Below are 25,718 nucleotides of genomic sequence, written 5' to 3'. Positions count from 1 at the left end.
TGTTTTCGGCGAGTGTCGCACCCGCCTGTCTTTGCAGCGACGAAAAACGTCGCGCTTGGGGATGACCTTGGCGTCGCTTCGCATTAGGTGCGGGGTGGGCTGCAAGGGAACGGGTGCATGGCGTATTTTCTGGGTGTCGATACCGGCGGCACCTATACCGATGCGGTGATCGTGGACGAAGCCGCCGACCGCGTGATCGGATCGGCCAAATCGCTGACCACGCGCGGCGATCTGGCCATCGGCATCGGCAAGGCCGTGGATGCGGCTTTGGCGGGTGCAGGCATCGCGGCCGCCGAGGTTGCGCTGGTGTCGCTTTCGACCACGCTCGCCACCAATGCGCTTGTCGAAGGGCAGGGCGGGCGCGTCGCGCTGGTCTTCATCGGCTTCGATCCCGACGATCTCGACCGTGGCGGCTTGACCGAGGCGCTCAAGGGCGATCCGGTCATCCGTCTGGCCGGTGGACACACCCATGCCGGAACCGAAGGACAGCCGCTCGATCTGGCGGCTCTTCAGGCCGAACTTGCCGCGCTGGGCGACAGCGTGATGGGCTTTGCCGTCGCCGCCCGCTTCGCCACGCGCAACCCCGCGCACGAGATTGCGGTGCGCGACCTGATCCGCAGCGCCACGGGGCGCCCCGTGACATGCTCGCATGAACTTTCTGCCCAGTTGAACGGACCGAAACGGGCGCTGACGGCGGTGCTGAACGCCCGCCTGATCGGCATGATCGACCGTCTTGTCGCCGCCTGCGAACGGCACCTGCTGGCGGTGGGCATCGCAGCACCGCTGATGGTGGTGCGCGGTGACGGGGCGCTGATCTCGGCTGCAATGGTGCGCGAACGCCCGATCGAGACGATCCTTTCCGGCCCAGCTGCCAGCATCGTGGGTGCGCGCTGGCTGACGGGCGAAAGCGATGCGCTGGTGTCCGACATCGGCGGCACCACGACCGATGTCGCCCTGTTGCGCGGCGGCCTGCCCGAGATCGACCCGCAAGGTGCGCGGGTCGGCGGGTTCCGCACCATGGTGGAAGCCGTGGCGATGCGGACCACGGGCCTAGGCGGCGACAGCGAGGTGCATCTGGTGACCGAAGGGCTGGATGGCGGCTTGCGCCTTGGCCCGCGCCGCCTCGTGCCCGTGTCGCTGCTTGCGGTTGACCATGCGGCCATGGTGCATAGCGCGCTCGACCGCTGGCTGTCGGCCGATGCGGTGGGCGAACATGACGGGCGCTTCGTCATCCCGATGGGCGGCAATGCAGGCGGGCTTGGCCCGCGTGACATGGCTGTGCTGGCCCGCGTGACAGAACCGATGCCGGTGGTCGCCGCGCTGACCTCGCGGCTGGAAGTGGCGGCGCTGGAGCGGCTGGTGGCGCGGGGGCTGGTGATGATCGCGGGGGTCACGCCTTCGGATGCAAGCCACGTGCTGGGGCGCCTTGGCGCATGGGACGCGGTGGCTGCGGAAAAAGCAGTGCGCCTGCTGGCCAAACGCCGCAACGGCAAGGGCGAACGCTTTGCCCCCGATGCCGCGACGCTGGCGCAGCAGATCGTCGACCAGCTGACCGCCCAGACCGTGGATTGCCTGCTCGAAGCGGCCTTCGGCGAAGACCCCGCCTTTGCGGGCGATGTGCCCGAGGTGCTGGCGCGCCATCGCCTGACGGCCGCAGGCATTGCCGGACATCGCGGCGTGGTAGAGGTGACGTTGCGCCTTGGCGTGCCGGTGATCGGGCTTGGCGCGTCCGCGCCTTCGTACTACGGCGCGGTGGGTGACAGGTTGGGGGCAAGGATGATCCTGCCCGAACATGCCGGTGTCGCCAATGCCATCGGCGCGGTGGTCGGACAGGTCAGCCAGCGGGCGACGGGCCTTGTCAGCAGCGCGGGCGAGGGCCGCTTTACAGCCCATTTCGCCGCGGGCCTCCAGATGTTTGGCGACCGCGACGCCGCCCTTGCGGCCATGGAAGCGGCGCTCGTCGCCGATGCCAGTGCCCGCGCCCGCATGGCCGGAGCCGAAGAGCTGCGCGTGACCACGACCCGCGACATCCGCGAAGCCGAGGTGGAAGGCCGCGCCATGTTCATCGAAGCCACCCTCACCGCCACCGCATCCGGCCGCCCCCGCGTCGCCCATGCCCGACAAGACGCAGAAGCCTGACGCCCCGCATGACGTTTAAGGCTTGACGCCCCCCCACACTGGCCTTAGTCAGCGCCCCAGTGGCTAGGTAGCTCAGCTGGTTAGAGCACATGACTCATAATCATGGGGTCGGGGGTTCGAGTCCCCCCCTCGCCACCAATTCTACAAAAGCGTTGAAAATCATAAGGCTGCCGCAGCCTTTTGCCCCTAGTTTGTGCCACTCTTGTTACCACCCGTCAAAACGCATGACCGGGTCGGTTTCGCCGACTCATGGCGCTGATGCTTCTGCATAAAGCACCCGCTTCGACCATCGCATTGATCTGGCAGGTCTGCTTTTATGCTTCGCCATTGACGATCTGCACATCGATGTCGACCTTGTCCTTTTGGTCTTCGCTGGCCGCAAGCGCGGTCGTCATGGTCTTGTTCTGCTTCGTGAACGGGTGCCATGCTATCCGAAGCCGACGAACACCTTTCCGCGACTGGGGCCGTCGTCCGTTTAGACGCCCGAAGATATCTCATGCGTCATTCCATGCTTGTTGATCTTCGCGCCGCTACTGGGGGCATTCGTTTTCCGTGTCCTAAAGCCTGTCAGGGCATCGCTTTGCTCGCTGCGCCCGTGACGCCAAAGGATTGGCACGGCTGAACGCCGACGGGATCGTGTCCCGCCTCTGCGGCTCAATCAGGATCGTTCGGCAAAGGAACCGCCCTGTGAAAAACCGGACATGCGGAAACGATGCCGTGACGCCACTGCAAAGAAACCCGCGAGAGAGCGGCGTTCAGCCGACGCGGTCGCCCGCGACCCATGTGCCGCGCAACGCGCCTGCAGTGCCGATGCGGGCGACGCGGATGATGTCGGCGCGGGTGCCGGGCGTCAGGGTGCCACGGTCGGTCAGGCCTGCGGCGCGGGCGGGGGCCGAGGTGACGGTTGCGATGCCGCGCGCCATGTCGCCCCACAGATCGCCGAGCATCAGGCCCGCCGAAAGCAGCGACGAAGGGACGTAATCGGAGGAGATGATATCAAGCAGGTCGCTTTCGGCCAAAGCCTTGGCCGCGACATTGCCGGAATGTGACCCGCCGCGGATCAGGTTCGGCGCGCCCATCATCACCGCGATTCCGTGGTCGCGGCAGGCTTGCGCGGCCTCGGGTGTCGTGGGGAATTCGGCGAAATGCGCGCCGTGTCCGGCCGAGCGGGCGACATGGATTTCGGTGGTGTCGTCATGGCTCGCAAGGACCGCGCCGTAGCGCCGCGCCTCGGCCACGGCGGTGGCTTCGTGCAGGTCGGCCACGCGTGCGGACAGGTTTTTTTGCGCGGCGATATGGTCGAGGAACTCGGCGTCGGAAAAGCCGTGTTTGCCGCAGACGTAGTTTTTAAGCTGGGTCATGTCGCGGAACTGGCGCTGGCCGGGGGTGTGGTCCATCAGGCTGACGATGCCGATGCCGTCTTCGGGGCCGAATTTGGCCATTTCCTCGACCAGCGTTTCCGAACAGACCTCGGCCCGCAGGTGGAGAAGGTGGTTGATCCGCAGGCTTCCTGCGTCGCGCAGGGCGATGATCTCGTCGGCCAGATGGCGGGCGTATTCGCCATAATTGGCCTTGGCCTTCGAGGTGACGGACCCGACGCGCAGCGCGTCGAAGACCGTGGTGATGCCGACGCTGGCAAGTTCGGCGTCATGGGCGAGGATCGCTGCGGTGTGGGGCCAGTCGACCTTGGGCCGGGGCTCGATATGGCGTTCGAGGTTGTCGGTGTGAAGCTCGATCAGGCCGGGCAGGATAAGGTCGCCGCCGCAATCGATGGCACCCGACGCGACCGCAGCGCCGCTGTCGATCGCGGCAATCACGCCGTCACGGATAAGGACCGACCCGCGCAGGGTTTCGGCGGGCAGCACGAGGGTTGCGTTGGCAAGGATCGTTTCGGTCATCATTCCAGTCCGGATATTGCGGTAAAGCGCGGGGTGCGACTATGTCGGGGCCGTGTCACGGCGGCGTGACAAAACGCGGGTAAGCGGGGGCCATGGAAAAGTTTCGACGCTATGCGATCTATTTCGCGCCCCGTGCGGGTGACTTTGCCGACCGTGCGGCGGCTTGGCTGGGGTGGAGCGCCGAACGGGGCGAGGTTCCGCATCCCGAAGTTGCGGGATTGCCGCTGCCCTTGCACGCGCTGACCGCCACCCCGCGCAAATACGGGTTTCACGGCACGATCAAGCCGCCCTTCGCCTTGGCTGCGGGCGTGGGGGCCCATGACATGCACGAGGCGGTCGCGGCCCTTGCCGCAAGGATTGGCCCGGTCAGCTTCGCACGCTTGCGGCTCGAACGGATCGGCGGGTTTCTCGCGCTGGTGCCCGAGGGCGATCAGGCGGCCTTGCAGGCGCTCGGGGCCGAGGTCGTGACGGCGCTCGACCGGTTCCGCGCCCCCCTGACCGAAGCCGATATCGCGCGGCGCAGACCCGAGCGGTTGACGTCGCGGCAGCGCGAATTGCTGGACCGCTGGGGGTATCCTTACGTCATGGAGGAGTTCCGCTTCCATCTGACGCTGACGGGCGATCTTGCCGCCGACATGGCGCAAGCCGTCATGCCCGTGGCGCAGGGCTGGTTCGGCCCCGCGCTGCCCGAGCCGTTCCGGATCGAGGATCTGTGCCTGTTCGGCGAGGCGGCGGACGGGCGCTTTCATCTTGTACACCGCTACGCGCTGGCCGGTTGAAGGGCTGCAAGGAAGCGGGCGGTGGCAACGGCAAGCGGTCCGTCGTTGACCACGTCGATAACCTTTAGTCCGGCGGGGATGTCATAGCTGGCGCGGCTGATGCGTTCGGCAATTTCCTCGCGGGTTTCGCGGCCACGGGCGAGCAGGCGTTCCATCAGCACGGTAGACGGGGCGGTGACGCGGATCACGGTCATCTCGGGGAAGCGGCAGGCTGCGGCGTCGAGTGCCGCGCGCGAGCCGTTGAACAGGACGTCGAAGCCTTCGTCGCGTTTCGCCAGCGTTTCGGCAGGGATGCCATAGCTCAACCCATGCGCCTTCCAGTCGAGTGCGAAGCCGCCATTGACCTTGCGCGCGGTGAATTCGAAAACGCTGACGCCCTCGAAATCCTCGCCCCCTGCCGAGGCGGGCCGGGTGATGGCGCGGCGCGCGATCACCAGATCGGGGCGGGCGGCGCGGGCGGCGTCGATCAGCGTGTCCTTGCCCGCGCCAGAGGGGCCGACGACAGCGAAAAGGCGGCCTTTCATGCGGCGGCCTTCGGCGTAAATGCGGTCACGTCGACGGTGCGGTCGCACAGACGGTTGCGGGCGGCTTCGTCGTGGAAGATGCCGATGATAGCGGCACCGCGGGCTTTTGCGTCCTCGATCAGGGTCAGCACGACCTCGCGGTTGGCAGCGTCGAGGCTGGCAGTCGGCTCGTCGAGCAAAAGCGCGGGGTAGGCATGGGCAAAGCCGCGCGCGATGTTGACGCGCTGCTGCTCGCCCCCCGAAAAGGTGGTGGGCGAAAGCGACCAAAGCCGCTGCGGGATGTTCAGCCGTGCCAGCAGGGTTTCGGCGCGGGCACGCGCCTCGGCCATCGGCACGCCAAGGGTGAGGAGCGGTTCGGCCACCACATCGACGGTGGGCACGCGGGGCACGACACGCAGGAACTGGCTGACATAGCCCAGCGTCTGGCGGCGCAGGGCAAGGATCTCGCGCGGGGCGGCGGTGACGACATCGGTTGCGCCGATACGGATGCTGCCGGTCTGGCAAAGGTAATTGCCCCAGATCATCCGCATCAGGGTGGACTTGCCTGCGCCCGACTGGCCGACGAGGGCCACACATTCACCGGGGCTTACGGTCAGGTTTGCCCCCGCCATGACGGGGATCACCGCGCCGCCCTGATTGTGCAGGGTAAAGGACTTGGACAGGTTCTCGATTTTGATCATGGGCTTAGACCTGAAGGACGGAGGATACGAGAAGCTGGGTATAGGCGTGCTGCGGATCGTCGAGCACCTGATCGGTCAGGCCCTGTTCGACCACATGGCCCGATTTCATCACCATCAGCCGGTCGGCCAGCAGGCGCACCACGGCAAGGTCATGCGTGACGATGATCGCCGAAAGGCCCATCTCGCGCACCAATCCGCGCAAAAGGTCCAGCAGGCGGGCCTGCACCGAAACGTCCAGACCGCCGGTCGGTTCGTCCATGAAGACAAGGCGCGGGCCGGTGACAAGGTTGCGGGCGATCTGCAACCGCTGCTGCATACCGCCAGAGAACGCGCTCGGCCGGTCGTCGATGCGCGATCCGTCTATTTCCACGCGGCCCAGCCAGTCGGTCGCGGCATCGCGGATGGTGCCGTAGTTCCGCGCGCCCACCGCCATGAGCCGCTCACCGACGTTGCCACCTGCGGTGACGCCCATACGCAAGCCGTCGCGCGGGTTCTGGTGGACAAAGGCCCAGTCGGTGCGGGCAAGGCGGCGGCGGTCGGGTTCGGACATGGTCACGGTGTCGCGCGGGCCCGTCGCGGTTGCAAAGATCACCTCGCCCCGATCGGGGGTCAGGTGTCCCGCAAGGCATGACAGCAGCGTCGATTTGCCCGATCCGCTTTCGCCGACGATACCCAGCACCTCGCCCGGCCAAAGGTCGAATGACACATCCGCACAACCGATGCGGCTGCCGTAGCGCTTGGTCAGCCCCTTGACGGAAAGAAGCGGCGCTTGCGGCTTCACCTTTGCGAAAATACTCGATTCTGCGGCCAGCATCACGCGATCCCCCCTGCCGTTTCGCCCAACCGCCCGACATGCCCTGCCGCGCGGCGGCTGGTGCAAAAGTCGGTGTCCGAGCAGACGAACATCCGCCCGCCCGCATCGTCGATGATCACCTCGTCGAGGTAGCTGCCGCCTGCGCCGCACAGGTCGCAGTCGTGGTCGGCCTTGGTGGGCTCAAACGGGTGGTCCTCGAAATCGAGGCTGACGACGCGGGTAAAGGGTGGCAGGGCATAAATGCGCTGTTCACGGCCCGCGCCGAACAACTGCAACGCGGGGCTGTCCGAGAGTTTCGGGTTGTCGAATTTCGGGATGGGCGAGGGATCCATGACATAGCGCCCCTCGACGCGCACGGGGTAGGCATAGGCGGTGGCGATGGCACCGTGGCGGGCGATGTCTTCGTAAAGTTTCACATGCATCAGCCCGTATTCTTCAAGGCTGTGCATCTTGCGGGTTTCGGTCTCGCGCGGTTCAAGAAAGCGCAGCGGTTCGGGGATCGGCACCTGGTAGACGAGGATCTGGCCTGCGGTCAGCGCCTGTTCGGGGATGCGGTGGCGGGTCTGGATCACGGTTGCATCTGCCGTCGCCTCGGTCACCGCGACGCCTGCGGTGCGTTGGAAGAACTTGCGGATCGAGACGGCGTTTGTCGTGTCATCCGCGCCCTGGTCGATGACCTTGAGCACATCTTCGGGCACAAGACAGGCGGCGGTGACCTGCACGCCACCCGTGCCCCAGCCATAAGGCATCGGCATCTCGCGGCTGGCGAAGGGCACCTGATAGCCGGGAACGGCCACGCCCTTGAGGATGGCGCGGCGGATCATGCGCTTGGTCTGTTCGTCGAGATAGGCAAAGTTGTAGGTCTGGTCGGTCATGGTGTGACCCTTGCGGCGAGGCGGTGAAGCAAAGCGGCGATGTGCGACCCGCTCAGGTCATTGGCCGAGGGTCGCAGGACGGTGTAGCCGAGCCGTTCGAGCGCGCCCGGTGGCGGGTGATCGCTGCCCCGGAACGCGGTTTCGGGCAGGATACAGATGGCGATGCGGCGGGCCGGGATCAGGAAATCGGCGATCCATGGTCCGACCGGCGCCTTGCGGCGGACCGAAAGCCCAAGGAAGCGATGGTTTCGCAGATGGTGCCACAGCGCGGCTTCGGCGGGTGTCATCGCGGCACGTTGCGCGCGGGCGTGCAGACGCTGGCTGTCGTCGCGATAGGCTGGCACGGTGGCGACCCCCTCCCTGACCCTCCCCCATGCTGGGGGAGGGAAACCAGGAGTACAGTCTGGTGTGCGAGCGGTTAACAGGCGGTGAAGCTGCGGACGAAAACCGGACGGCTGTAGCGATCCGGTTGCGCCGATGGCACAAGTGGGGCGCCTCCCTCTCCCCTTGGGGGAGAGGGTCGGGGTGAGGGGGCAGGGGTGCATCATTCTGCCGCCTCCTGCTTTGCTGCCAAAGCCTCGGCCCGCAGCTTTCGGATCAGTTCCAGTTCGCTTTGGAAATCGACGTAATGGGGCAGCTTGATATGTTCGAGAAACCCCGTGGCCTGCACGTTGTCGGCATGCATCATCACGAATTCCTCGTCTTGTGCCGGAGCGCCGATGTCGTCCTCGCCCAGTTCCTTCCAGCGCAGGGCGCGGTCGACAAGGCTCATGGCGATGGCTTTGCGTTCGGTCTGGCCGAAGGTCAGGCCATAGCCGCGGGTGAATTGTGGCGGTTCGGTCTTTGACCCCGCGAACTGGTTGACGGTTTCGCATTCGGTCAATTCGACCTCGCCGATCTCGACCGCAAAGCCCAGTTCGGGGATGTCCATTTCCACAGCCACCGTGCCGATGCGTAACTCGCCGACGAAGGCATGGGTGCGGCCATAGCCGCGCTGGGTGGAATAGGCGAGCGACAGGATGAAGCCTTCGTCGCCGCGGGTCAGGGCTTGCAGGCGCAGGGCGCGGCTCGCGGGAAGCTCCATCGGTTCGCGTGTCAGGTCGGGCGGAGTGTCCTCAAGGCGGGCTTCGCCCTGTATCAGCCCGTCCTTGTCCAGGAATTCGGTGATATGGGGCACCGGGGCCGTGTCGGCGGGTGCGGTCGCGACGGCGGGGAGTGTCCCGCCTTCGGCCAGCAGTTTGAAGTCGAGCAGGCGGTGGGTGTAGTCGAAGGTCGGGCCAAGGATCTGTCCGCCCGGCGCGTCCTTGAAGGTGGCGCTGATGCGGCGGGTGCAGGCCATGGCGCCGGTTTCCACGGGGTGCGATGCGCCGAAGCGGGGCAGCGTGGTGCGGTAGGCGCGGATCAGGAAGACCGCCTCGATCAGGTCGCCGCGTGCCTGTTTGATGGCAAGTGCTGCAAGGTCCGGGTCGTAAAGCGAGCCTTCGGCCATGACGCGGTTGACCGACAGGCGCAGCTGTTCGCGGATCTGCGCTATGGTCAGTTCGGGGATGGCGGGGTCGCCACGGCGTTCCTCGGCAAGGAAGGCATGGGCGTTTTCGATGGCGCGTTCGCCACCCTTGACGGCGACATACATCAGGTTTCCTCGACGATGGTGGAACGGGGAAGGCCGGCGATCCGGTGGCCAGAGGTGAAGATGCAGTCGAAGCCAAGCGGGAAAAGCGCGCGATTGGCGCGGAAGGCGGCGGTTTCGGGCAGCGACAGGCTGGCGTGGTCCTTGATGCCCGGTCCGGTCAGGCGCGGGCCTGTGGCGGCAAGTGCGGGACATTCGACGATCAGCGTTGCGGCGCGGTCGGGATATTCCGGCGTGCCGATGGCGAAGCGGTCGACGGGGTGCAGGGCGTCCCATGTGCCGACCGCGAAGGTTGCCTGTTCGGCTGCGACCAAGGGCGCGCCGGTATGGAAGGTGATCCAGTCGCGGGTTTCTGGCGTGTCCGCCTCGCCCGCCAGATGCACGGGAGTCGTGCCGTCGGCGAGGGTAAGAAGCACGATACCAGCGGCGCAGGACAGCGGCGCGGGCGGGGCGGCTCCGGTCACATCATGGATCGTGCCGGGGCGCGACAGGGCGTCGAGGATGGCGCGAAAGGCGCGGGCGGATTGGGTGGGGGCGTGCGAGAAGCCTCCGGTCAGGGCTGCTTCGATCATTTGTCCTCTCCTCTTACGAGTGTGAAGAATTCGACACGGGTGGCGGCGGCCTTGGCGGCGCGGGTGCCGCGACGGCTGGCTTCTTCCTGTGCGAGCGGCGTCAGGATGCGGGACTGCACATCGGATGCACGATCTGTCTGCATCAGTGCGTCGATGATCGCGGCGCGGCGGGCGTGGGCCTTGTCGCGGCCCTGCACATGGGCGTGGCCGACTTGGCCTGTACCAAGGCGCAGCGAGCAGCGGGTCACAGTCATCTCGCCAAGGTTGAAGGCGGCGCCTGTCGCGCCGATGCGGCCACGGACCATGACGGTGCCAACCTCTGGCGGGCGCAGGTCCTGTGTTTCGGGCAGGTCGGGCAGCAGGGTGGCAAGGCGGTCCGCCACGCGGTCTGCCGGGGCGCGGGCCAGAAGGCCCATCCAGTCGCGGCGGGGATTTTCGGTCATGGGCTAAACATCTTTCGGGGTTGTCTAGTGTTCTATACAACTATACAAATTGATACCTGTACGGGCGGGCCGAGTCCCGTGAATTTTTGATGACAGGCGGGACGATGGCGCGGGGTGCGATCTGGGCGGCGATTGCGGGCACCCTCGCGGGGGAACTGGCGCAGGGGCTTTATCCGGCGGGGGCGAAGCTGCCGACCGAGGCGGAACTGGCGGCGCGCTTCGGGGTGAACCGGCATACGGTACGCCATGCGCTGGCCGATCTGGCGGCCAAGGGGCTAGTGGTGTCGCGGCGCGGGGCGGGTGTCTTTGTGGCCAGCCGTCCGACCGATTACGCCATCGGGCGCCGGGTGCGGTTCAACGAGAACGTCACGGCGGCGGGGCAGGTGCCCTCGCGCGAGTTGACGCGGTTGGAAACGCGGGTTGCAGCAGGGCACGAAGCGGCGGCGCTGGGGCTGGAGCCGGGCGCTTTGGTGCAGGTGGTCGAGGGGGTATCCCTTGCGGATGGCCAGCCGATTGCCATGTTCCGGTCGGTCTTTCCGGCGGCGCGGTTTTCCGGTTTGCTCGACGCATTGCGCGAGGTGCCGTCGATCACGATGGCCTTGGCTGCGGCGGGGGTGGACGATTACGTGCGGGCCAGCACGCGGGTGACGGCGAAGGCGGCGAAACCCGTGCAGGCGCTGCGCTTGCGCTTGCGCGAGGGCGCACCGATCCTGCGGACGGAAGCGGTGAATGTGGACGGCGCGGCTGTGCCCGTGGAATACGGGCTGACATGGTTCGCGGGCGAGCGGGTGACGCTGACATTATCGGTCTGACTGTCACGGCTCCGTTGCAGGCGGGTGTTATCCACAGGCTTACTCCCTCAGCCAAAACGGAAATCACCATGCCGGACCTGTCTTTTCTGCCCGACCTGCGTCTGACGGGGGCCGAGGTTTTGCAAGACGGCGCGATGCGGCACGAGGCGGTCGGCCTGTCGCAGGGGCGGTTCGTCGATGCCTTTCTGCCCGAGGTCGATCTGTCGGGCTTCTGGGTCATGCCCGGCATCATCGACCTGCATGGTGACGGGTTCGAACGCCAGATCTTCCCGCGCCCGACTGCGCCCTTTCCCATCGCCTCCGGCCTTGCCGCGACCGACCGCGAGGCGGCGGCGCATGGGGTGACGACAGCCTATCTGGCACAAAGCTGGAGCTGGGAGGGCGGGCACCGTGGCCCCGATCAGGCCGAGGCCCTGCTGGCGGCAGTCAGGGAATATCCTGCCCTGACCGATCTGCGCGTGCAAATCCGGGCCGAGACGCATCTGGTCGAGGCGGCGGAACGTCTGCTTGCGACGGTCGAGCGGTTCGGGGTCGATTACGTGGTGTTCAACGACCATCTGGAGGAAGGCTTCCAGATGTGGCGGTCGAACACCGACGGATTTGCCCATTGGGCGCGCAAGGCCGCGCTGTCGCCGGACGAGTTGTTCGCCCGGATGGAGGCGGCACGGGCGCGGACGCGGGAAGTGCCGCGCGTGCTTTGTGCCCTGTCCAACGGGTTAGAGAGGCTGGGCGTCACCTATGGCAGCCATGACGACCCCGATGCCGAGACGCGGCAGTTTTACGCGATGTTGGGCGCGCGGGTGGCTGAATTCCCGACCTCGCGCAAGGCGGCGGCAGCAGCGCGGGCGCTCGGCTCGCCCGTGATCATGGGCGCGCCGAATGTGGTGCGCGGCGGGTCGCAGGCGGGGAACATCGCCGCCGAAGCCTTGCTGCGCGACGGGCTTTGCGATGTGCTGGTTTCGGATTACCATATTCCCGCGCTCGTGCTGGCGGTGTGGAAGCTGGTCGACGAGCGGATTTTGCCCATGGCGCAGGCCTGGGCGATGGTGTCATCGAACGCGGCCGATGTGCTGGGGATGGCGGATCGCGGGCGCATCGCAGCGGGGCTGCGGGCCGATCTGACCGTGGTGAATGCAGCGACGCGGGCCGTCGAGGCGACGATTGCGGGCGGGCGGTTGACCTATCTGGCGGGCGAGGCAGGGCAGCGCTTCATGGCAGCGCGGCAGGTGATGCGGATGGCGGCGGAATAACCCGCCGTTCAGCCGCCGTGCTTTTCAAGGAAGGCTTCGGCTTCCAGTGACCTGAGATCGTCAAGCGCAGCGCGCAGGCGGCTGTGGTTCCAATCCCACCACGCCAGCGCCATCAGACGGTCGATGACAGGTTGCGAAAAGCGCGGGCGCAGGGGTTGGGCGGGGACGCCAGCGACCATGTGGAAGGGGGGCACGTCCTTTGTCACCACCGCGCCCGAGGCTACGATTGCACCAGCGCCGATGGTGACTTCGGGCTTGATGATCGCGCCGTGGCCTATCCACGTATCGGGGCCGAGTGTGGTGCGGCGGGCGGCGCGGGCGGCAAAGGTGGCCGGGTCGTCTGTCGCATCGTCCCAGTAATAGCTCGAGCGGTAAAGGAAATGGTGTTGCGCCGCATGGGTATAGGGGTGGTCGGTCGGGCCGATGCGGGTAAAGGCCGCGATGTTGGCAAAGCGGCCGACGCTGGTATTGGCGATATCGGCGTAGCGGTCGCAATAGGCGTAGTCGTGGAAGGTCGTGTTCAGGATGCGCGACCCGCGTCCGATTTCGACATAGGCGCCGAACGTGGCGTTGGTGATCTCGGTTTCGGGGTGCAGGAAGGGTGCGTCGGGGATAAGTTTCGGCACGGTCATTCGCCCTTGATCAGCTTTCGGCGCAGCCAGCCTGAAAGCGTATCCATCGCCATGACCATCAGGATGATGAGGGTGATGTAATAGGCGACCTCTTCCCAGTCCTTCTGGGTCTGGATCGCTTGCGTCAGCAACAGGCCGATGCCGCCGCCGACGATGGCCCCGATCACGGTGGCGCTGCGGGTGTTCGATTCGAGGAAGTAGAGGACTTGGGACAGCAGCACGGGCGTGACCTGCGGGATCACGCCGAAGCGGGCGCGTTGCGAGGCGTTCGCGCCTGTGCTGCGGATGCCCTCGACCTGCTTTTCGTCGATGTTTTCAAGCGCCTCCGAAAAGGATTTGCCGAAGGCGCCGGTGTCGGTGATCAGGATGGCCAAGGCCCCCGTCATCGGGCCGGGACCAAAGGCGCGCGACAGGATGATCGTCCAGATCAGCCCGTCGACGCCGCGGGTGAAATCGAACACGCGGCGCAGCGCAAATCGCAGCGGAGCAAGCCGGTTCATGTTGCGGGCGGCGACAAAGGCAAGCGGCAGGGCAATGATGGCAGCACCGAAGGTGCCGAGGAAGGCCATCAGCATCGTCTCGAAGATCGCGCCTGCGACATCGGAATGGTGCCACATACCGTTGTGCCAGAAATCATCGACCATGCCTGCGATGTTGCTCCGCGCGGGGTCGATGCGGTCCCCCCAAAGGGCAAGCGCGGCGAGTTCGGGCCAGCTTTTCCACGCAAAGGGGCTGTCGAGGGTAAAGAAGAACAACTCCCACCCTGCCGAGTAGCGGAAGGTTTCGACCTTGGAGCGGGTATAGGTGAAGCGGCCCGCGTCGGTGGTGACCGACACGCGGTTGCCGGAAGCGTTGATCCAGTCGGGCAAGGGTTCGGGGGCGGTCAGTTTCAGGCCGCCGTCTTGGGGCTGGATGTCGATCGTGCCGTAACCGGGGACGGCGAAGCTGGCGCCCTTGCCCGCATAGGTGACGACATGGCCGGTGCCAAGGTCGATGGTGGTGGTATCGCCCGATTGCGTGACCCAGTCGGGCAAGGTGCCCGCGGGATAGGCGCCCTTGTTTTCCCCTTCGACCGCCGCAGTCACGCGGCCGGTGCGGTTGTCGCGGGTGACATGGGTCTTGTAGGACCAGAAATCGCCCGCAAGGATGGCTGCGTTGTCCAGACGGGCCTTGGCGAAAAGGCTTGGCACGTCAAAGGCGAAGAAGGTGTAGCCAAGGTAAAGCAGGATCAGCGCGGGGATGGCGAGGGCCTGCATCTTGCGGCGATGAAAGCCTGCCAGCAGCGCGGGCGCAAGGCTGTGGGTGGCGGCGGTCATTCAAGCGGCCCCTTTCACGAGACGGTGGCGGAGGCGGTCGGACAACTGGTCGATCAGCACGATGGTGACGAAAAGGACAAGGAAGATTGCGACCACCTGATCGTAACGCCCCCCGCCCCATTGCATCGCGATCTTGAGGTCGTAGCCGATGCCCCCCGCGCCGACGAAGCCAAGGATGGCCGAGGCTCGGACGTTGATCTCGAAGCGCAACAGCGCATAGGAAAACCAGTTGGGTGCCACCTGCGGGATGATGCCAAGCCACATCCGCTGTGACCAGTTGGCACCGACCGAGGCCAGCCCCTCGACGGGTTTGAGATCGGCGTTTTCGGCGACTTCCGAAAACAGCTTTCCCATCGCGCCGGTGGTGTGGATGGCAATTGCGACCATGGCGGGAATCGGGCCGCCGCCGAGGATGTAGATCAGGATAAGGGCGATGACGATTTCGGGGACAGCGCGCATCGCGTCGAGCAGGCGGCGGACCACGGGGGTCAACGCAGGCCAGAGGGCAAGGCCACGGGTGGCCAGCAGCGACAGGACACTTGCGGCAAGCACGCCGAGCAGCGTCGAGACGGCGGCGATGTTGACGGTTTCGATCAGCGAGGGAAGCGCGGCCCACATCAGGGCGGGCAGGTTGGCGCGTTTGGCCCAAGCCTCGGCCAGCACTTCGCGCGGGAAGTCGTCGAGTTGTGACAGGCCCGACAGGAAGCCGCCCGCGTTGCGGGTTTCGGCGATGTGAAAGCCCGAAGCAAGCATGGCCACGAAGACGATAAGGATCAGCCCGCCATAAAGCCGCTTGCGGCGCGTCATGGCCAGATAGGCGGCCCCTGCGGCCTGCGGGTCGGGGCGTTTGCCGGGGGTTGGCCCGAAGGCGATATCGACCATGGGGGATGATCCGCTTTGGGAAAAGAAATGGCCGGACCCTCTGGGGAAGGGTCCGGCCTTGGTTACGTGCTGAAATTACTGCGACGCTTCCTGCAATTTGCGGGCGGCAATAACACCCTGATAGGCGTCGAGCGTGACGGGGATGAAATCCTTGGCCTCACCTGCGGCAACGCCGTAAGCGCAATCCTTGTCGGTTTCGTGCAGGTCGGCGGTAAGCTGGGTCACCTTGTCCTTCACGTCCTGCGGCAGGGCGGCGCGGACAACCATCGGGCCTTCGGGGATGATCTTCGACTTCCACAACTCGACCAGATCGTTCATGTCGACAAGACCCGCATCGGCGGCCTTGCGGAAGGCGCCCGAATTGTAGCCGTCTTCCCAGTTGCCCAGACCATCGGCCCACGACACGCCCGCGGCGAAATCGCCATTGGCGACGCCGACGATGGTCTGCTCATGACCGCCCGAGAATTTCACATCCGAGAAGTACTGCTTCAGGTCGCCGTAGGTTTCGGTCAGTTCGGCGGCAGGCACGAGGTAACCCGAAGTCGAATTCGGTTCGGCAAAGGCAAAGACCTTGCCCTTGGCGTCTTCCAGCTTGGTGATGCCGCTGTCCTTGCGGGCGAAGGCGATCGAGTAGTAGCCGGTCGAGCCGTCCATGTTCTGCTTGGTCAGGGCCAGATCGACGGCCGAAGCGTCGGTCAGGTAGATCTTGGCAAAGGCCGAAGCGCCAAGCCACGCCATGTCGAGCGTGCCGCCGAGCAGACCCTGGATCACGCCGTCATAATCGGCGGGGGTGAAGACCTTGACCGGCACGCCAAGCGACGCTTCGATCGCGGCGCGGTAGCACTCGTTCGAGGTCATGCGGTCTTGCGCGTTTTCACCGCCAAGGATGCCGATGTTGAATTCCTTGATTTCCTGGGCCTGTGCGGCACCGATCAAGGCGGGGGCAAGCATCGTGGTCGCAGCAAGAAGGCTGAGAAGCGTTTTCATTGTCGTCTCCGTGTTGGATTGCGAAGGAAAAGGGTCAGACCAACATCCGGCGCGCGTAATCGGCGTCGGCGTCGCTGGGAAGCGCATCGATCGAGGTCGAGGTCGCGCTTTCGGAAAACGAGGCATCGGCCCCGTAGATGTCGCGGGCGACGCCCGTGGTCAGCTGGTCGGGCGTGCCGTCAAAGACGATGCGTCCGTCGCGCATCCCGATCACGCGGTCGCAATAGCGGCGCGCGGTGTCCAGCGTGTGCAGGTTGGCGATGACCATGCGGCCGTCCTCGTCATGGATCCGGCGCAAGCTGTCCATCACGATCTGCGCGTTCATCGGGTCGAGGCTGGCGATGGGTTCATCCGCCAGAATGACCTTGGGGTCCTGCATCAGGGCGCGGGCGATGGCGACGCGCTGCTGCTGGCCACCCGACAGCGCCTCGGCGCGCTTGGTGGCCTGTTCGGCGATACCCAGACGGTCGAGGATGGCAAGGGCTTTGAGCACGTCGTCATCGGGCCAGAAATTGAACATGGTCGAAACGGTCGAGCGACGGTTGAGGATACCATGCAGCACGTTCGAGGCGACATCCATGCGCGGCACGAGGTTGAACTGCTGGAAGATCATCGCGCACTGGCTTTGCCATGCCCGCTTGTCGGCGCCTTGCAGGGCCAGAACGTTCTGGTCTTCGAAGCTGATCTCGCCCGAGGTCGCATCGGTCAGGCGGTTCATCAGGCGCAGGAAGGTGGATTTGCCCGCACCCGAGCGGCCGATGATGCCGACAAAGCCCGATTTCGCCACATCGAAGCTGACGTTGTCGACGGCGGCCTTTTGGCCGAACAGGCGCGTCACGTTCCGGACTTGCAGCAGCATGTGGCCCCCTTTGGCTTCGTGATGAAAGGGTCATACGGGGGCTTCGTGACGCATCGACTGCGATTTGGTGAAAGTTTCGCAACGAAAGGCGGGCAAAACTGACGCCAGACTTTTACAAAGCCGTCTTAACCAACCCTTCGACAGGGTCGGGGTCGGGGGATGGCATGGACGAAGACGAAGACGTGCCGGTTGCGGCAAAGGCCGGACCGGGGATGACCGCCGAGGCAGCGCTGCGCCATATCCTGCAACGGTGCTGCTCGGAGATCGACGGGCATCTCGCGCTTGTGCTGGACAGCGACGATGCGGCGGGGCCGCACAAGGCGCGGGTCTGGCTGCGGCGGACGGTAACGGCGCTCGATGCCTTTGCGCCTGTGCTCAAGCGCAAGGCGACCGCAGAATTGCGGGCCGAGGCCAAGGACATCTTCCGCGCCTTGGGCAAGCTGCGCGATCAGGATGTGTTGCTGGCCGCCGTTCCGCCCGAGGAGCGGAGTGCAAAGCTCGAGGCCGAGACCGCGCGTCTGCGCGTCAAGCTGCGGCTGCGGTTGCGCGAAAGAAATGCGGTGCTGTTCTCGCCCGTCCTTGCGCGCAAGGTCGAGGATGGCTCGGTCTTCCGCACGGGCGAGAGGGCACGGGCGATGCGCGCGGCGGGGGTCGGGCAGATCGCGGTCGCGGCGCTGGATGCGTCGTGGAAGCGCTGCGGCAGGCGGGGCGCTGATATCGACGCCTTGCGGGCACAGGCGCTGCACGGGTTTCGCAAAGACCTGAAGACGCTGCGCTATCTGTCCGAATTCTTCACGCCCTTCCTGCCGACCGAGGGCGCCACAACGTTCCGGGCCGAGATGCAGCGGATGCAGGATTTGCTGGGTGTTGCCACGGATGCACAACTTGCCAAGGCGATGCGTCGCAAATCGGCGGCCGTGGTGGACCGCGACGCGGTGCGCGAGGCCATCGATCAGGCGACCGAGGTCTGGGCGGCCTTGCGTCTGCACCGTCCGTGGTGGCGGGGCGGGGCCGTCAAGGTTCATTAAACTGTCATGTAACTGTCAACCGATTGTCATGCAGGCGCAGTAATTCCGTTGCCAAGGCGTCCGACGGCGGGCGCGCTGCCAAACAGGAGTTTATCTCGATGTCTGCCATGAAATTCACCGTTTCGGCCTTGGCGATCCTTGCCGCCACGGGCGCGGCCCAGGCGCGCGACAACGTGCAGGTTGCGGGGTCTTCGACCGTTCTGCCCTATGCCACCATCGTAGCCGAGGCGTTCGGCGAGAACTTCGACTTCCCGACGCCGGTCGTTGAAGGGGGCGGTTCGGGTGCGGGCCGCAAGAAGCTGTGCGAAGGCGTGGGCGACACCACGATCGACATCGCCAACTCGTCGAGCCGGATCAGCCAGAGCGACATCGACCTGTGCAAGACCAATGGCGTGACCGACATCATGGAAGTCCGCATCGGCTATGACGGGATCGTCTTCGCCTCCAAGATCGACGGCGCCGAATTCGCCTTTACCCCGTCCGACTGGTATCTCGCGATTGCCGCACAGGTGGCCAAGGACGGCGCGCTTGCCGCCAACACCGCGAAAAGCTGGGCCGATGTGAACGCCGCCCTTCCGGCGCAAGACATTCTGGCCTTCGTGCCCGGATCGAAGCACGGCACGCGCGAAGTCTTCGACGTAAAGGTTCTGGAAGCGGGCTGCAAAGAGACGGGGGCCTATGACCTGTTCCTCGCCGCTGCCGAAGGGGCCGATGACAAGGAAAAGGCCGACAACGCCAAGAAGGCCTGCCACGGCTTGCGTACCGATGGCGTGTCGGTCGATATCGACGGCGATTACACCGAAACGCTGGCGCGGCTCGATGCCAACCCGACCGCGATCGGCGTGTTCGGCCTGTCGTTCTACCAGAACAACACCGACAAGCTGCGCGTCGCCACCATGTCGGGCGTCGTGCCCTCGACCGAAAGCATCGCTTCGGGCGACTACCCCGTGTCGCGCCCGCTCTACTTCTACGTGAAAAAGCAGCATATCGGCGTGATCCCGGGACTCAAGGAATACATCGAATTCTTCTTGTCCGACGAAATGGCCGGCCCCGATGGCCCGCTCGCGGCCTACGGTCTGGTCTCCGACCCCGAGCTTGCCGCAACGCAAGCCGCCGTTGCCGCCGAGACGGTGATGGGCCCGCTGGAATAAATGACCAAGGGGGCGGCGCAGCGATGCGCCGCCCCTTTCCTTTCAACGGAGCTTCATCTGATGCGAAGTGATAAACGGACGATGCAGCCGCGCGTTCTTCTGGTCGAGGATGAACCGGCGCAGCGCGAGGCCGTGTCCTACAACCTCGAGTCCGAAGGTTTTGCCGTGATCACCGCCGACAATGGCGAGGATGCGCTTATGCTGGTCGACGAGGATGCGCCCGATATCATCATCCTCGACTGGATGTTGCCCAAGCTGTCGGGGATCGAGGTCTGCCGCCAGTTGAAGATGCGGCCCGAGACACGGTCTATCCCGATCATCATGCTATCTGCGCGCGCCGAAGAGGTGGACCGCGTGCGGGGCCTCGAGACCGGAGCGGATGACTATGTGGTCAAGCCCTATTCGATGGTCGAATTGATCGCCCGCGCCAAAGCGCAGTTGCGCCGCGTGCGGCCTTCGACCGCCGGCGTGGGGCTGGAATATGACGACCTGCGGCTTGATCCCGAAAGCCACCGGGTGCATCGCGGCAATCATGTGCTCAAGCTCGGCCCGACCGAATTCCGGTTGCTTGCGACCTTTCTGGAAAAACCCGGCAAGGTGTGGAGCCGCGAACAATTGCTCGACCGTGTCTGGGGGCGCGACATCTATGTCGATACGCGCACCGTCGATGTCCATGTCGGACGGCTGCGCAAATCGATCTGCGCCTTTGGCCATGACGACCCGATCCGCACCGTGCGCGGATCGGGCTATGCGCTGGGCTGAACCTTTACCACTTCACATGGGCGGGCCAGTGGAACACCTCGTCCCCCGTGCCACCCAGCGCCATCGTGCGGCGGCGGAGGTCTGCGGCAACGGCCTCTTTCGGCAGGGATGACAGTTCGGCCGCCGTAACGGGCGCGCCGATGGTCATGGGAAGCGGCTTGCCGCAGAGGCGGCGCGTTTCGTGGAACACAAGCGCCACGCGTAGCGGATAGGACAGGTGGCTTGCGATCTGGAACAGGCGCGAGTTGCGGCCCCCGAAATGCACCGGCAGGGTGGTGACGCCCGCGATCAGTGCAAGGCGGGCAACGAAGCCGTGCCATTCGGCATCATATGCCGCGCCGCGCAAGGGCGCGTTGGCGGTGGCGATGCCGCCCGCGGGAAACATGGCGACGGTCTTGCCCGCAGCCAGCAGGTCGATGGCAAGCCTGCGGCTGGTGGCCGAGGTCTTGCGCGCCTGCGGCGTGCCGGAAAAGTCGATCGGCAAAAGGTGCGGCGTCACCTCGGCGGGTTGGCAGAGGACCGAGTTGGTCAGGATCTGCACGTTGCCGCGCAGTTCCATGCCAAGCTGGCACAGCGCAAGCCCGTCGACGATGCCGTAGGGGTGGTTCGCCACCAGAAGCAGGCCGCCCGTGGCGGGGATATGGGCTGCGGGCACGGTCCAGTGGTGCTGGGGCGCAATGTCGAGCAGGCGCAGGGCGGCGTCGAAGACAGGCTCGCTCCGTCGGGGCGAGGCGGCCCAGCCGAGATAGAGGTTCCGCAGTTTCGGCTGTCCGCTGATACGTTCCACCGTGCGGATCAGGGCGCGGCGCGGGCGCGACTGGGCAGGATGGGAATAAGTGAACCCGGGGTCGGGTTGCGGATGGAAGGCTGCATCGGTCATGCGGGGACTCCGGTGACGGGGAGGGAATAATCGTTCAGGGCAGAATAGCCGCCGCGTCCGGCAACCCATGTCCGCAGGGGGGCAGGGGCGGACTGGTCCGGCCAGTCGAGCAGCAACAGGTCGGCGCGCTGTCCGATGGCGATGTGGCCGCGGTCGATCAGGTTCAAGGCGGTGGCTGGGTTTTGCGCCACGAGTTTCCACAGGGCGTTCAGGGGTGCTGTCCTGTCGGCGTGCAGGCGGGCGATGGCCCCCAGCATCGCGGGATAAAAGTAGTCCGAGGCAAGGATATCGCACAGTCCGCGGCCGATCATCTCGGCAGCCCCCGGCGAGCCAAGGTGGCTGCCGCCGCGCATGGCGTTGGGCGCGCCGAGCACGATCCAGTCGCCAGCGTCGCGGGAGGATTGGAACACGCGCTCGTGCATCGGGAATTCCGCGATTGTGGCACCCTTGGCGCGGTAGAAGTCGCGGGTTTCGGTTTGGGTATCATCGTGGCTGAGCATCGGCGCGCCGCTGGACCGGGCCAGAGCCGCCATTGTTTCGATGTGGTGCGGCACCATCGGGCGACGCTCCCAGACCGAAAGCATCAGGGCGATGTAATCGTCCAGCGTCATGCCCGACCGCTTGGCCCGCGCGTCCATCTTGGCGCGGAACTTGGGCGCGTCGGTTTCGGTGACGGGGTAATCGGGGATCAGGTCGAAGGGCCTGTCGTGCAGCGCGATTGCGGGGTGAAGCAGCGCCGCTGTGGTGTGGTCGTTGAAGGCCAAGGCGGGCGTGTCGGTCTGGTTCATCGCGGTGGCGATCAGCGAATGCGCCTCGGGACAAAAGGTCTCCCACCGCAGTTGCAGGCGGTTTTCAGCCGTCAGGCGCGGCGACAGGCGCGAAAGGGCGCGCAGCATGGCCCAGCCGGTTTCGACCGACCGAAGCCCCGGCTCCCAGCTGAGGGTGAGCGCGTGATAGGCGGTGGCAATGCCGTTGGCGGCAAGCTGGCGGTCGGTTTCCAGCAGGGCGATGTCGATGGGGATGGTCACGCCGGGGCGCGGCATGATCTGGCGTTCGAAGGCGTCGCCGTGGATGTCGACAAAGGCGGGGGCAAGGAATTTGCCGCGACCGTCGATCACATGCGCGCCGTCGCGGGGCGTGTCGATGCCGGTGATGGTGCCGCCCTCGATGCGGACCGAAGCGCGTTCGATGCGGTCGGGGAAGATGACGCTTGCGCCTTCGATCACGGTCGCGGGCGGGTGGCTGTGCTGGTTCATGCGCTTCACATCAGTTTCGAGCGGATCCAGTTGGATCCCTGTTCCACGATCAGGACGAGGCCGAGCAGCATCAGGATGATGGTCAGCGCCTCGTCATAGTTGAAAAGGTCGAAAGCGACCTTGAGATCGACGCCGATCCCGCCCGCACCCACGAGGCCGAGCGCCGCAGACCCGCGCACCGCCTTTTCCAGCGCGAAAAGCGAGGTAGCGGTGAACGAGGGCAGGCAGGCCGGAAACACCGCCGAAAAGATGATGCCCATGCGACTGGCGCCGATGGCGCGAAGCGCATCCTGCGGGCCGGTGTCGGCTTCCTCCATCGCTTCGGCGAAGAAGCGGCCGGCAAAGCCAATCTTGTCGACCATGATGGCCAGCACCCCTGCGGCGGGGCCAAGTCCGACCATGATGATGAAGAAGATCGCCCAGACAAGGTCGGGGATGGTGCGGAACAGCGCGATAATCCCGCGTGCCGCGATGCGGATGGCGGGGTGGGGCGACAGGCGGTCGGTGGCAAGGATGGCAAAGGGAACGGCGAAGATCAGGCCAAGTGCAGCGCCCGCAATGGCCATTTGCAGGGTTTCAAGCAGCTTCAGCGCAATGCGGTCGATGCGTGTCAGGTCGGGCGGGAACATCTGCGCAAGCAGGCCCGAGGGCGCGACAAGCCGCGTCAGGCCACGCCCCAGCGCATCGACCTGCGGGGCGGTTGCGGCGATGCTGGACAGGACCAAAGCCGCGACGATCAGCAACCCCGCGTATTCCGGCAGGCTGCGGTGGCGGAAACGGGGAAGGGCGCTTGCGGCGGTCATGTCCGCTCCTGATGGTCGAAGAAGCGGCGCAGATGTGTGGCATCGGTCTGGGCGGTGGCGCGGTTCATCACGATATGCCCGCCCTGCAGGCCAAGGATGTGGTCCGAGAATTCCAGCGTGTGCTCCATCCGGTGCGAGATGAAGATCAGCGTCAGCCCGTCCTGCCGTGCAAGCCCCGACAGGATCCGCATGACCTCTTCGCCCGATTGCGGGTCGAGGCTGGCATCGGGTTCATCCGCAAGGATGATCTGCGGGCGCTGCATCAGCATGCGGGCGATGGCGACGCGCTGCTGCTGGCCGCCGGACAGGCTATCGACACGTTCCAGCGCCTTGTCGGAAAGACCCACGCGATCAAGGCAGGCGAGCGCCTCGGTCCGCATTTCGGCCGTGGCGAGCGACTGGAACCATGTGCGCGGACCCGAAGTGCGCGCTTGCACGCCGTGGATCACATTGGTCAGCGCGGACAAGCGCGGCACGAGGTTATGCTTTTGCCAGACCACGCCGACGGTCGACCGGAAGCGGCGCAGGTCGCGCGGGTTCATGGTCAGCACGTCGCGGCCCAGAAGCTCGATCTTGCCCGAGGTGGGTTCGACCAGCCGGATCAGGCATTTCAGCGCGGTCGACTTGCCCGACCCGTTCGCGCCGATCAGCGCCGTGGCGATGCCGGGGGCAACGGTCAGGTCGATGCCGCGCAACACGTCATTGGTGCCGAAGGACTTGAACAGGTTCGAGACGCAAAGCACCGGCCCCGCTTTCGCGGGGACGGTGGGGGCAATCGCGGGGCGAAGTGCGACGTTCAAGGATTACTCGCCCAGGATTTGGGTGAACTCTGTCACGCCGACATTTTCGAACATCTTGCGGACGTTGTCATAGTCGGCATCGGTCACGGTCGCGGTGAAGCCGCCGCCGATGAATTTCGCGTTCTCTTCGGTTGCGGTGATCGCGGCGAGAAGTTCGTCGCCATGTTCGGTGAACGTCTTGCGGACCGCATCGACGACTTCGGGCGCGACCGAGGCCGAAGCGAGAAGCACGTCATTGGGAAGTTCGCCGCCCTTGAGCAGGACGCGCAGTTTCTGGTCGGGGAATTTCTCGGTGATCTGGTCGATATGGGTCTTGTTCAGGCCGATGGCCGCGATGTCGCCCGCGATCAATGCTTCCATCGCCACGTTGCGCTTGAGGAAGACGGGTTCGTAATCGGTGCCGTAGACCAGCCCCGCCTCGGCAAGGATGCTGGCGGGCGACAGGTGCTGCGAGGTCGAGCCGATCTCGCCGAACGAGATTTTCTGGCCCTTCAGGTCGGCGGCGGATTTGACGGGCGAGGCGTCGAGCACGACCACGTTGGCGTAATAGTCGGGACGGTTCCACGTCACGACCGGCTGGGCTTTCAGGCGGGCGTTGAACACCACGTATTCGGCAGGGCCGGTCAGCACGAAATCGATCTGGTCGGCGGCCATCGCCTCGACCGCAATGGTGCGGCCCGAGACGGGGAAGAACTCAACCTTGAGGCCGGATGCGGCTTCGAAGGCGTCCTTGAAGGGGCCCATTTCCTTTTGCAGGGCTTCCATGCCGTCGATGTCGGTTACGGCGAAGCGGATCGTGTCTTGGGCCACGGCCACTTGGGCGGTGAGGGTGGCGAAGGCGAAAAGGCCGGCTTGCAAGATGGTCTTCATTGTCGTCCCCAACTGATGCTGATGACGCCGGACTAATTCGGTTCGGTGACAGGATGATTTCGGCCGCATGAAGAATGCGTGACAGGCGCAACGGGTCATGGCCCCAACGTGCCGCGCATCCTGACCATGATGTTTCGGGTCGGATGCTTCGTGGTGCGGGTCAGGCCAAGGCCACCCGTTACAAAACCTTCACTGGACTCGCGCAATCTTTTCGATAAATCCTGATTTATGGAAATAAAACTCGCCGCAGAGTCCTTCGCCACGCTCGGCCATCCCGGTCGCCTTGCCGTCTTCCGGCTTTTGATGCGATTTGCCCCGCATGGTGTCCGTCCGACCGAAATCGCCGACACGCTGAAGCTCAAGCAGAACACGCTTTCCCATCACCTTGCCGATCTTGCCGCATGTGGTCTGGTGCGGGCCGAACGTCAGGGAAGGTCGCTGTTCTACTCGGTCGATCTTGACCGGACAGAGGCGATCTTCGGCTATCTCGCGCTTGATGTCGGACGGGCGAGACCGGATCTGCTTTCATCCCTTTTGCCCGCCGCCCCTGAGGATCCCATGCAAAGCTCCGCCTTCAACGTGCTGTTTCTATGTTCGGGCAATTCCGCCCGTTCCATCTTTGCCGAGGCGCTGCTCCGCGATCTGGGCAAGGGCCGGTTCCAGGCTTTCTCGGCGGGCACCCGACCCGGCAGCGCGCTGAACCCCTTTGCGCTCGATGTCCTGAAGCGGAACGGTCATGACACCGCGGACATGCGATCCAAGCACATCGCCGCGTTCCAGCAACCAGATGCACCGGTGATGGATTTCGTCTTTACCGTCTGCGACGCGGCGGCTGCCGAAGAGTGCCCGCCTTGGCCCGGCCAGCCCATCACCGGCCATTGGGGCCTGCCCGATCCGGTAAAGGCAACCGGCACCGAAGCCGAGAAGGGCCTGGTTTTCGCCCAGACTTACGCCGCCCTGCGCCGCCGGATCGCGGCTTTCGTCGAATTGCCGTTCGAGCAGTTGAACCGCATCGCCCTACAAGGCCTCGTCGATGACATCGGCACGGCCCAACCCATCGCCCGGAAAGGCTGACC

Annotated in this window: 27 protein-coding genes and 1 tRNA gene; 9 read left to right on the top strand and 19 right to left on the bottom strand. The window is 65.4% G+C overall.

Annotated elements, in window-relative coordinates; all coding sequences use genetic code 11:
• Positions 1-117 precede the first annotated feature (117 nt).
• Positions 118-2,139 carry a hydantoinase/oxoprolinase N-terminal domain-containing protein gene (locus tag HYN69_RS14515; RefSeq protein ID WP_108436368.1) on the top strand — a complete coding sequence of 674 codons (2,022 nt, stop codon included), beginning with the start codon at positions 118-120 and terminating at the stop codon, positions 2,137-2,139.
• 61 nt (positions 2,140-2,200) lie between these two features.
• A tRNA-Met gene (locus HYN69_RS14510) sits at positions 2,201-2,277 on the top strand.
• 617 nt (positions 2,278-2,894) lie between these two features.
• Here the strand turns inward: HYN69_RS14510 and HYN69_RS14505 are convergent.
• On the bottom strand, positions 2,895-4,037 hold the full coding sequence (locus HYN69_RS14505) for an alpha-D-ribose 1-methylphosphonate 5-triphosphate diphosphatase (protein WP_108437236.1): 1,143 nt from the start codon (positions 4,035-4,037) through the stop codon (positions 2,895-2,897).
• Positions 4,038-4,129: 92 nt separating this feature from the next.
• Here HYN69_RS14505 and HYN69_RS14500 point away from each other — a divergent pair, with 92 nt between their 5' ends.
• A complete protein-coding gene (locus HYN69_RS14500; protein WP_108436367.1) occupies positions 4,130-4,816 on the top strand; it encodes a DUF1045 domain-containing protein in 687 nt (228 codons plus the stop codon).
• Here the strand turns inward: HYN69_RS14500 and phnN are convergent.
• The 8 genes from phnN to phnG form a co-directional block, all read right to left on the bottom strand.
• Positions 4,798-5,340, bottom strand: coding sequence for a phosphonate metabolism protein/1,5-bisphosphokinase (PRPP-forming) PhnN (gene phnN, locus HYN69_RS14495; protein ID WP_108436366.1), 543 nt, complete (start codon positions 5,338-5,340; stop codon positions 4,798-4,800). The two genes, HYN69_RS14500 and phnN, sit on opposite strands and share 19 nt — an antisense overlap.
• The gene (gene phnL, locus HYN69_RS14490; RefSeq protein WP_108436365.1) at positions 5,337-6,020 is read right to left on the bottom strand and encodes a phosphonate C-P lyase system protein PhnL; all 684 of its coding nucleotides are present in this window, start codon (positions 6,018-6,020) and stop codon (positions 5,337-5,339) included. Before phnL ends, phnN begins: the two co-directional genes overlap by 4 nt.
• Positions 6,021-6,024: 4 nt before the next feature.
• Entirely contained in the window at positions 6,025-6,834 is an 810-nt protein-coding gene (gene phnK / locus HYN69_RS14485; protein ID WP_108436364.1) for a phosphonate C-P lyase system protein PhnK, read from the bottom strand.
• Entirely contained in the window at positions 6,834-7,709 is an 876-nt protein-coding gene (locus tag HYN69_RS14480) for an alpha-D-ribose 1-methylphosphonate 5-phosphate C-P-lyase PhnJ (protein WP_108436363.1), read from the bottom strand. The genes phnK and HYN69_RS14480 overlap by 1 nt, the downstream gene beginning before the upstream one ends.
• Entirely contained in the window at positions 7,706-8,053 is a 348-nt protein-coding gene (locus HYN69_RS20670; protein WP_159082491.1) for an endonuclease domain-containing protein, read from the bottom strand. Before HYN69_RS20670 ends, HYN69_RS14480 begins: the two co-directional genes overlap by 4 nt.
• A gap of 200 nt (positions 8,054-8,253) precedes the next feature.
• On the bottom strand, positions 8,254-9,342 hold the full coding sequence (locus HYN69_RS14470) for a carbon-phosphorus lyase complex subunit PhnI (protein WP_108436361.1): 1,089 nt from the start codon (positions 9,340-9,342) through the stop codon (positions 8,254-8,256).
• Entirely contained in the window at positions 9,342-9,911 is a 570-nt protein-coding gene (phnH, locus tag HYN69_RS14465) for a phosphonate C-P lyase system protein PhnH (RefSeq protein WP_108436360.1), read from the bottom strand. Before phnH ends, HYN69_RS14470 begins: the two co-directional genes overlap by 1 nt.
• Positions 9,908-10,354 (bottom strand): phosphonate C-P lyase system protein PhnG, encoded by a 447-nt coding sequence (gene phnG / locus HYN69_RS14460; RefSeq protein ID WP_108436359.1) that lies wholly within the window; start codon positions 10,352-10,354, stop codon positions 9,908-9,910. The genes phnH and phnG overlap by 4 nt, the downstream gene beginning before the upstream one ends.
• A gap of 104 nt (positions 10,355-10,458) precedes the next feature.
• On the opposite strand from phnG, the gene phnF reads away from it, so the two are divergent.
• Together phnF and HYN69_RS14450 are read left to right on the top strand one after the other, a co-directional pair.
• On the top strand, positions 10,459-11,166 hold the full coding sequence (gene phnF, locus HYN69_RS14455; RefSeq protein WP_108436358.1) for a phosphonate metabolism transcriptional regulator PhnF: 708 nt from the start codon (positions 10,459-10,461) through the stop codon (positions 11,164-11,166).
• A gap of 68 nt (positions 11,167-11,234) precedes the next feature.
• Complete coding sequence (locus tag HYN69_RS14450; protein ID WP_108436357.1) at positions 11,235-12,416, top strand: alpha-D-ribose 1-methylphosphonate 5-triphosphate diphosphatase; 1,182 nt, start codon at positions 11,235-11,237, stop codon at positions 12,414-12,416.
• An 8-nt stretch (positions 12,417-12,424) separates the two neighbouring features.
• Here the strand turns inward: HYN69_RS14450 and HYN69_RS14445 are convergent, their stop codons facing one another.
• From HYN69_RS14445 to phnC, 5 genes are all read right to left on the bottom strand, one after another.
• Positions 12,425-13,042, bottom strand: coding sequence for an LbetaH domain-containing protein (locus HYN69_RS14445; RefSeq protein WP_230426430.1), 618 nt, complete (start codon positions 13,040-13,042; stop codon positions 12,425-12,427).
• Positions 13,043-13,044: 2 nt separating this feature from the next.
• Entirely contained in the window at positions 13,045-14,364 is a 1,320-nt protein-coding gene (gene phnE / locus HYN69_RS14440) for a phosphonate ABC transporter, permease protein PhnE (protein WP_108436355.1), read from the bottom strand.
• Positions 14,365-15,246, bottom strand: coding sequence for a phosphonate ABC transporter, permease protein PhnE (gene phnE / locus HYN69_RS14435; protein ID WP_108436354.1), 882 nt, complete (start codon positions 15,244-15,246; stop codon positions 14,365-14,367).
• Between the two features lie 75 nt (positions 15,247-15,321).
• Positions 15,322-16,233: a phosphonate ABC transporter substrate-binding protein gene (gene phnD / locus HYN69_RS14430; protein WP_108436353.1), complete on the bottom strand. Its 912-nt coding sequence runs from the start codon at positions 16,231-16,233 to the stop codon at positions 15,322-15,324.
• 34 nt (positions 16,234-16,267) lie between these two features.
• Positions 16,268-17,092 (bottom strand): phosphonate ABC transporter ATP-binding protein, encoded by an 825-nt coding sequence (gene phnC, locus HYN69_RS14425; RefSeq protein WP_407925231.1) that lies wholly within the window; start codon positions 17,090-17,092, stop codon positions 16,268-16,270.
• A gap of 164 nt (positions 17,093-17,256) precedes the next feature.
• On the opposite strand from phnC, the gene HYN69_RS14420 reads away from it, so the two are divergent.
• From HYN69_RS14420 to phoB, 3 genes are all read left to right on the top strand, one after another.
• Positions 17,257-18,120 carry a CHAD domain-containing protein gene (locus HYN69_RS14420; protein WP_108436352.1) on the top strand — a complete coding sequence of 288 codons (864 nt, stop codon included), beginning with the start codon at positions 17,257-17,259 and terminating at the stop codon, positions 18,118-18,120.
• A gap of 98 nt (positions 18,121-18,218) precedes the next feature.
• On the top strand, positions 18,219-19,271 hold the full coding sequence (locus tag HYN69_RS14415; protein ID WP_108436351.1) for a PstS family phosphate ABC transporter substrate-binding protein: 1,053 nt from the start codon (positions 18,219-18,221) through the stop codon (positions 19,269-19,271).
• Positions 19,272-19,331: 60 nt separating this feature from the next.
• Positions 19,332-20,033 carry a phosphate regulon transcriptional regulator PhoB gene (gene phoB / locus HYN69_RS14410; RefSeq protein WP_108437234.1) on the top strand — a complete coding sequence of 234 codons (702 nt, stop codon included), beginning with the start codon at positions 19,332-19,334 and terminating at the stop codon, positions 20,031-20,033.
• Positions 20,034-20,037: 4 nt separating this feature from the next.
• Here phoB and HYN69_RS14405 read toward each other — a convergent pair whose 3' ends face one another.
• The 5 genes from HYN69_RS14405 to HYN69_RS14385 are packed head-to-tail and all read right to left on the bottom strand — an operon-like array spanning position 20,038 to position 24,642.
• The gene (locus HYN69_RS14405; RefSeq protein WP_108436350.1) at positions 20,038-20,913 is read right to left on the bottom strand and encodes a lysophospholipid acyltransferase family protein; all 876 of its coding nucleotides are present in this window, start codon (positions 20,911-20,913) and stop codon (positions 20,038-20,040) included.
• Entirely contained in the window at positions 20,910-22,169 is a 1,260-nt protein-coding gene (locus tag HYN69_RS14400) for an alpha-D-ribose 1-methylphosphonate 5-triphosphate diphosphatase (RefSeq protein ID WP_108436349.1), read from the bottom strand. Before HYN69_RS14400 ends, HYN69_RS14405 begins: the two co-directional genes overlap by 4 nt.
• Before the next feature lie 5 nt (positions 22,170-22,174).
• Positions 22,175-22,972: a phosphonate ABC transporter, permease protein PhnE gene (gene phnE, locus HYN69_RS14395; protein ID WP_108436348.1), complete on the bottom strand. Its 798-nt coding sequence runs from the start codon at positions 22,970-22,972 to the stop codon at positions 22,175-22,177.
• Positions 22,969-23,772: a phosphonate ABC transporter ATP-binding protein gene (locus HYN69_RS14390; RefSeq protein WP_108436347.1), complete on the bottom strand. Its 804-nt coding sequence runs from the start codon at positions 23,770-23,772 to the stop codon at positions 22,969-22,971. Before HYN69_RS14390 ends, phnE (HYN69_RS14395) begins: the two co-directional genes overlap by 4 nt.
• 3 nt (positions 23,773-23,775) lie before the next feature.
• Positions 23,776-24,642 carry a PhnD/SsuA/transferrin family substrate-binding protein gene (locus tag HYN69_RS14385; protein WP_159082490.1) on the bottom strand — a complete coding sequence of 289 codons (867 nt, stop codon included), beginning with the start codon at positions 24,640-24,642 and terminating at the stop codon, positions 23,776-23,778.
• A gap of 228 nt (positions 24,643-24,870) precedes the next feature.
• On the opposite strand from HYN69_RS14385, the gene HYN69_RS14380 reads away from it, so the two are divergent.
• A complete protein-coding gene (locus HYN69_RS14380) occupies positions 24,871-25,716 on the top strand; it encodes a metalloregulator ArsR/SmtB family transcription factor (RefSeq protein ID WP_108436345.1) in 846 nt (281 codons plus the stop codon).
• Positions 25,717-25,718: the final 2 nt, after the last annotated feature.

The organism is Gemmobacter aquarius (assembly GCF_003060865.1).
Classification (GTDB): domain Bacteria; phylum Pseudomonadota; class Alphaproteobacteria; order Rhodobacterales; family Rhodobacteraceae; genus Paragemmobacter; species Paragemmobacter aquarius.
This window is presented reverse-complemented; position numbering and strand designations above follow the sequence as displayed.